The organism is Pseudomonadota bacterium (assembly GCA_022361155.1).
In the GTDB taxonomy this organism is placed as follows: Bacteria; Myxococcota_A; Polyangia; order Polyangiales; family JAKSBK01; genus JAKSBK01.
The window spans coordinates 1-6,088 of the sequence record JAKSBK010000462.1; the positions used below are offsets into that span (position 1 = coordinate 1).

12 protein-coding genes are annotated in these 6,088 nt (G+C 61.5%); all 12 read left to right on the plus strand.

Features of this window, described 5'->3' with window-relative positions:
* Positions 1-127: 127 nt before the first annotated feature.
* A complete protein-coding gene (gene rplE, locus MJD61_17380; protein MCG8557035.1) occupies positions 128-679 on the plus strand; it encodes a 50S ribosomal protein L5 in 552 nt (183 codons plus the stop codon).
* 14 nt (positions 680-693) lie between these two features.
* On the plus strand, positions 694-879 hold the full coding sequence (locus MJD61_17385; protein ID MCG8557036.1) for a type Z 30S ribosomal protein S14: 186 nt from the start codon (positions 694-696) through the stop codon (positions 877-879).
* A 13-nt stretch (positions 880-892) separates the two neighbouring features.
* Complete coding sequence (rpsH, locus tag MJD61_17390; protein MCG8557037.1) at positions 893-1,285, plus strand: 30S ribosomal protein S8; 393 nt, start codon at positions 893-895, stop codon at positions 1,283-1,285.
* Complete coding sequence (rplF, locus tag MJD61_17395) at positions 1,285-1,887, plus strand: 50S ribosomal protein L6 (protein ID MCG8557038.1); 603 nt, start codon at positions 1,285-1,287, stop codon at positions 1,885-1,887. Before rpsH ends, rplF begins: the two co-directional genes overlap by 1 nt.
* Before the next feature lie 15 nt (positions 1,888-1,902).
* Positions 1,903-2,262, plus strand: a complete 360-nt coding sequence (gene rplR / locus MJD61_17400; protein MCG8557039.1) for a 50S ribosomal protein L18 — start codon at positions 1,903-1,905, stop codon at positions 2,260-2,262.
* 33 nt (positions 2,263-2,295) lie between these two features.
* Positions 2,296-2,820, plus strand: a complete 525-nt coding sequence (gene rpsE, locus MJD61_17405; GenBank protein MCG8557040.1) for a 30S ribosomal protein S5 — start codon at positions 2,296-2,298, stop codon at positions 2,818-2,820.
* Between the two features lie 13 nt (positions 2,821-2,833).
* Positions 2,834-3,022, plus strand: a complete 189-nt coding sequence (rpmD, locus tag MJD61_17410) for a 50S ribosomal protein L30 (protein MCG8557041.1) — start codon at positions 2,834-2,836, stop codon at positions 3,020-3,022.
* Entirely contained in the window at positions 3,015-3,521 is a 507-nt protein-coding gene (gene rplO / locus MJD61_17415; GenBank protein MCG8557042.1) for a 50S ribosomal protein L15, read from the plus strand. The genes rpmD and rplO overlap by 8 nt, the downstream gene beginning before the upstream one ends.
* A 60-nt stretch (positions 3,522-3,581) precedes the next feature.
* The gene (gene secY, locus MJD61_17420) at positions 3,582-4,898 is read left to right on the plus strand and encodes a preprotein translocase subunit SecY (protein MCG8557043.1); all 1,317 of its coding nucleotides are present in this window, start codon (positions 3,582-3,584) and stop codon (positions 4,896-4,898) included.
* Between the two features lie 11 nt (positions 4,899-4,909).
* Entirely contained in the window at positions 4,910-5,569 is a 660-nt protein-coding gene (locus tag MJD61_17425; protein ID MCG8557044.1) for an adenylate kinase, read from the plus strand.
* A gap of 103 nt (positions 5,570-5,672) precedes the next feature.
* On the plus strand, positions 5,673-5,786 hold the full coding sequence (rpmJ, locus tag MJD61_17430; GenBank protein MCG8557045.1) for a 50S ribosomal protein L36: 114 nt from the start codon (positions 5,673-5,675) through the stop codon (positions 5,784-5,786).
* Between the two features lie 6 nt (positions 5,787-5,792).
* The coding region (rpsM, locus tag MJD61_17435) for a 30S ribosomal protein S13 (GenBank protein MCG8557046.1) at positions 5,793-6,088 on the plus strand (296 nt) is incomplete at its 3' end.

Sequence of the window (6,088 nt, forward strand, 5' to 3'; positions counted from 1 at the left end):
CGATGGCAAGACCGACAAGCCCACGCGGACGCGTGTCGGTGAGAATAAAGATGGCCGAAAAGTCCGGATAGCCGTCAAGTCCGGGACGGTGCTGGACAGTTAGGGCCCTTAGCGTGCGTGATGAGGGATGGCTGAGTACGTCCCGAACCTTCAGAAGCGTTACATCGAGCGTGTGGTGCCGGCCCTTAGCAAGGAATTTGGCTTCAGCAACCTGTGGCAGGTGCCACGACTTCGGCGTGTGGTGTGCAACATGGGCTTGGGAGAGGCTGTGCAGACTCCCAAGACCATTGAGAGCGGAATCCAGGAGCTCGCCACCATCAGCGGTCAGAAGCCGGTGGTTACACGGGCCAAGAAGTCGATCGCCGGTTTCAAGCTGCGCGAAGGCGCGCCCATTGGGGTCATGGTGACGTTGCGCGGGCACCGCATGTGGGAATTCCTTGAACGTCTGGTCTTTATAGCCCTGCCGCGTGTGCGCGATTTCCGCGGCGTGAGCCCAAAGGCGTTCGATGGTCGGGGCAACTACACGTTGGGCGTGCGCGAGCAGATCATCTTTCCAGAGATCGACTACGACAAGATCGAGAAGATCAAGGGACTCAGCGTTACGTTCGTGACAACAGCACGGACGGACGAGCATGGCCGTGCGCTGCTCGCGAAGCTTGGAATGCCCTTTAGAAAGTAGGCCAGGAGAAACGGATGGCACGTGCCCAGGCTTTTGCCAAGATGAAGAAACGCCCGAAGTTTTCGGTTCGGCAGCGCAACCGCTGCAAGGTGTGCGGCCGGCCTCGGGGCTACTACCGCAAGTTCGAGCTCTGTCGCATCTGCCTGCGCCGGCTGGCGCTGCAGGGTGAGATACCGGGCGTAACCAAGTCGAGCTGGTAGGAGACGCTGCGTCATGATGAGTGATCCGGTAGCCGACATGCTCTCGCGCATTCGCAATGCGTTGATGGCGCATCACGACAGCGTCGAGATGCCGCTGTCGAAGCTCAAGACCCGAGTGGCTGAGATTCTGAAGAAGGAAGGCTACATCGTCGATTTTGAGACCGATGCGCAGCACCCGCCGCGTTTGACCGTACGGCTCAAGTATGGCCGTCATCGCAACAGCGCAATTCTCGGACTGCAGCGCACGAGCCGCCCCGGACGCCGCGTGTACGTGGGCCACAAGGACATTCCCCGGGTTCACAACGGGATGGGCATCGCCATACTGTCCACCTCACGCGGAGTGCTCACGGACGCCGAAGCCCGTAAGACGGGCGTGGGCGGCGAAGTGCTGTGCGAGGTCTGGTGATGGCCGCGATGACTTCGAGGCAGACCGCCGCGAAACAGTCACGCACCGGAAAGCGACCGGTGCCGGTTCCGCCGCAGGCGACCGTCGTGATTGCGGGGTCCAGGGTCAGGCTCAAGGGGCCCAAAGGGGCACTCGAGAGGGTGTTGCCCGAGGGGGTATCGGTGACTCGTTCGGATGACGGGCTGCGCGTGGTTCCAGCCCCTGCAAGCGCCGGCAACGGCGCACGCATGCAAGGCCTGGCCCGCGCGCTGCTGATGAACATGGTGCATGGTGTCTGCAACGGCTACACGCGTGCGCTCGACTTGTACGGCGTGGGCTATCGTGCAGAGCTGCAAGGTAGGCAGTTGAATCTGTCGCTGGGTCTATCGCACGTGGTACAGCTTGCGCTTCCACAAGGGCTGTCCGCACGCGTAGAGATAATCGAGGAGGGGGGTCAGAAGCGACCGCGGCTGCATCTGGCAAGCCACGACAAGGAGCTGCTCGGTCAGGTCGCCGCTCGCATTCGCTCCCTGAGACCACCCGAACCGTACAAGGGCAAGGGCGTGCGTTATGTGGGTGAAACCATTCGTGAGAAGGCCGGCAAATCAGGCGGCCGCAAGTAACGGGGCTCATAGGCCATGGCAACTCAGCTAGTCGGACGAGCAAGACGAAAACGCCGCATCCGCAAGAAAATGCGCGGAACGTCGACCCGCCCTCGGCTCACAGTGTTTCGCAGCGCACGCCATATCTACGCCCAGGTTGTGAACGACGACGAGCGGCGTACGCTGACGGCGGTCTGTAGCCTTACCAAGGACATCGGCGCAACCAACGCGGACGGTGGCAAGCTCAAGGTGGCAGCGGTGGTGGGTGCTGCGATCGCAGCGCGCTGTGTCGAGAAAGGGATCGCGCAGGTCGTTTTTGACCGAAACGGCTACCCCTACCACGGACGTGTCAAGGCACTGGCTGAAGCAGCTAGAGGCGGCGGCCTGAGCTTCTAGCGTTGCAGCACTCCCCGCGACGGTGGCAAGAACATGAACGAAATAAACCCAAGTAACCTCGAGGACCTGACCGAGCGGGTCATCCACATCAACCGTGTGGCCAAGGTGGTCAAGGGCGGGCGGCGCTTCAGTTTCAGCGCGCTGGTCGTCGTCGGCGATGGGCATGGCCACGTGGGTGTGGGGCTCGGAAAGGCCAACGAAGTGCCGGATGCTATCCGCAAGGGCAACGAGCGGGCCAAGAAGAGCCTGTTCAAGATTCCCTTGGCCGGCGGGACGATTCCTCACACGGTGTACGGGCATCACGGCGCCGGTAACGTGCTGCTTCGTCCCGCAAGCCCGGGTACTGGAGTGATCGCGGGTGGCGCAGTTCGCGCCGTCGTAGAGGCTGCCGGCATCAAGGACGTGCTTTCCAAATGCATCGGGACGCACAACAAGCAGAACGTCGTGAACGCTACCGTGGCGGCGCTTCGCCTGCTTGAGTCCCCTGAGGACGTGTCCTCACGCAGGGGACTCGCCGTCGGACGATCCGAGGGGCAGCAGCAACAGAGCATGGAATAGGCGAGGAATGCTCATGAAGGCCAAGCTCAAGGTCGTGCAGCTGCGCAGTGTCATCGGGCGCCCGCCGGCGCAACGTAGGATCGTGCGTGGACTCGGTCTCCGTGGCCCGCACAGCTACGTAATAGTCGACAACAACCGCTCCTTTCGTGGCATGGTAAAGAAGGTGCTGCATCTGGTTTCGGTGGAGGAGTGCGATGGATAGCGAGCAGACGGTACCGATCCTGTCCAGACTTTCACCGGCGCCGGGCTCGGTGCGTGCGCGCAAGCGGGTGGGTCGCGGTCCGGGCTCTGGGTTGGGCAAGACCTGCGGCCGTGGGGTCAAGGGGCAGAAGTCGCGTTCGGGCAACCGTAAACCGGCCCGGGGCTTCGAGGGCGGCCAGATGCCCTTGCTGCGGCGCCTGCCGAAATTCGGTTTTCGCAATCCCTTTCCCAAGCAAGTGGCCACGGTCAATGTAGGAGCGCTTGGGGGGCTCGAGGCCGGCACGATCCTGGGGCCCGAAGAGCTCGCCGCGCGCCGTCTCGTGCGGGGAAGGTACGAATTCGTGAAGATCTTGGGTGGGGGCGAGCTCGACAACGCGCTCGTCGTCAAGGCGCACGCGTTCAGCGCCTCGGCTCGTGCGAAGATCGAGGGAGCCGGTGGCAAGGTGGAGCTGCTCGCGCCGCAATCGAGCTCGAAGAAGGAGCTGGAGCCCGGCGGCTAGCGGTTTCCGCAGCGGCGTGGGTGCAAGGCTTTGGCGAGCGGCTCGGGCAGGACGGCAGGTATGAGCACGTTTGCGAACATCGGTAGGATTCCGGAGCTGCGGCGCAGACTGCTGTTCACGCTGGGGATGCTCGCCGTCTACAGGGTAGGCATCTTCGTGACCACTCCCGGCGTGGACCGCAACGTGATGCAGCAGATCGTCGCTGCGGGTTCCGGGACCTTTCTGGGGATGTTCAACCTGTTTTCCGGTGGTGCCCTCGAACAGCTCTCGATCTTTGCGCTGGGCATCATGCCCTACGTCTCTGCGAGCATCATTCTGACGCTGATGAGCGTGGTGATCCCTCATCTAGAGGAGTTAAGAAAGGAAGGTGAGGCGGGTCAGCGAAAGATCAATCAGTACACACGTTACGGGACGGTGTTGCTGAGCTTGATCCAGAGCTTCGGGATCTCGATGTACCTAGAGGGCCTCAACTCCGACCAAACCCAGTTTGGTGACGTCGTGGCCGAGCCTGGATGGGCCTTCCGGCTGCTCACCATGGTATCGCTGACGACCGGTACTGCCTTCATCATGTGGCTGGGTGAGCAGATCACGGAGCGGGGAGTCGGCAACGGAATCTCGCTCATAATCTTTGCGGGCATCGTCGCGAGCTTGCCGGATGCGCTCGTTCAAACCGGCTCGCAGGTCAAGATCGGCCAGATCGAGCCGGTTTCCCTGCTTATCGTGGCCTTCATCTGCCTGGCGGTGGTTGCGGTCATCGTGTTTTTTGAGCGCGCCCAGCGCCGAATTCCGATCCAATACGCCAAGCGCATGGTGGGCCGGAAGATGTACGGCGGCCAATCCTCCCATCTTCCATTGCGCGTCAACGCCTCGGGCGTCATCCCGCCCATCTTCGCCTCCTCGTTGTTGATGTTCCCCCAGACCCTGGCCAATCTGCAGATCCCCGGCATGGAGCGGGTCAGTGCGATGCTCACCTCCGGCGACTGGCGCTACAACTTGACCAACATCGTTCTCATCGTCTTCTTCTGCTTTTTTTATACGGCAGTGACCTTTCAGCCGGTGCAGGTCGCCGACAACCTGAAGAAGCAAAACGCTTTCATTCCAGGGATTCGGCCCGGTAAGGCCACGGCCGAATTCATCGATCGCGTCATGACGCGGATTACCGTCGGAGGAGCCTTGTACGTTGCCACTGTGTGCACCGTGCCCAACCTATTGCAGACCTATTTCAAGGTGCCTTTCTATTTCGGCGGCACGTCGATCATGATCGTGGTTGGGGTTGCGCTCGACACGGTCCAGCAGATCGAGTCGCATCTCATCACGCGGCACTACGAGGGGCTGACGGGCCCTCGAGGTTCGCGCATCCGCGGGAGACGTGGCTAGTGTCTGCGAGCATGGACCTGATCCTGTTTGGTCCCCCTGGCGCAGGCAAGGGGACCCAGGCCCATAGGCTCTCGAAATTGCTCGGTATCCCTTCGATTTCCACCGGTGACCTCATGCGCGCCGAGCGCGCTGGGGAAAGTGATCTCGGCAAGAAGTTCGACTCCTACATGTCGCAGGGCCTGCTCGTGCCAGACACCCTCGTGGTCGAGCTGCTCGAAGGCCGCCTCGGCCGAGCCGACGCGGCAGGGGGTGCGATCTTCGACGGGTACCCAAGGACGCTACCCCAAGCCTTGGCGTTGGACGAGCTCTTGGCTTCGGCCGACCGAGCTATCCAGCATGTGGTATCCATCGACATCGAGCTCGACGAGATGCTCGAGCGGATCACCGGGCGCCGTGCATGTCAGGCCACTGGACAAATCTTTCATCTACGCTACAATCCGCCCCCCGCGGATTTCCAAGGTACTCTGGTCCAGCGTCCGGATGACACCGAAGCCGTCGTGCGTAAACGTTACGAGGAGTACACAAGAAAGACGGCTCCGCTCAAGGAGCATTATGGCGACCGCGGGCTGTTGCGTGCAGTCGACGGCGTAGGTGCACTGGATCAGGTGGCCGCACGTATTCGTACGGCGATAGGGTGGACCAGCGGTTGTCGCGGAGGGCCAGCGGTTTGACACAGAGTCCAATGCAGGTCCTGGAACCGAACCACGGGCGCATCGGTGCCGGCGCCGAACGGCACTCGGTGCCAAGCGCCAAACGACAAGGACGAGGCAGGAGATGAAAGTACGACCCAGCGTCAAGAAAATCTGCAACAAGTGCAAGATCATAAAGCGGAAAGGCGTCGTACGCGTCCTGTGCTCCAATCCGCGACACAAGCAACGTCAAGGTTAGAAAGACATGGCACGCATAGCAGGCGTGGATATCCCCGCTCGCAAACACATCGTGATCTCCTTGCGCTACATTTACGGGATCGGCCAGGCTAGAGCCAAATCGATCTGCTCCCAGGCCGAGATTGAAGAAAACAAGCTCACCGAGCAGCTGAGCGACGCGGAGATCAGACGCATCCGGGAAACGATCGACGCGAACTACAAGGTCGAAGGTGATCTGCGACGTGAGGTGCAAGTGATCATCAAGCGGCTCATGGATCTTGGGTCCTATCGCGGCCTCAGGCACCGCAGGGGACTTCCGGCGCG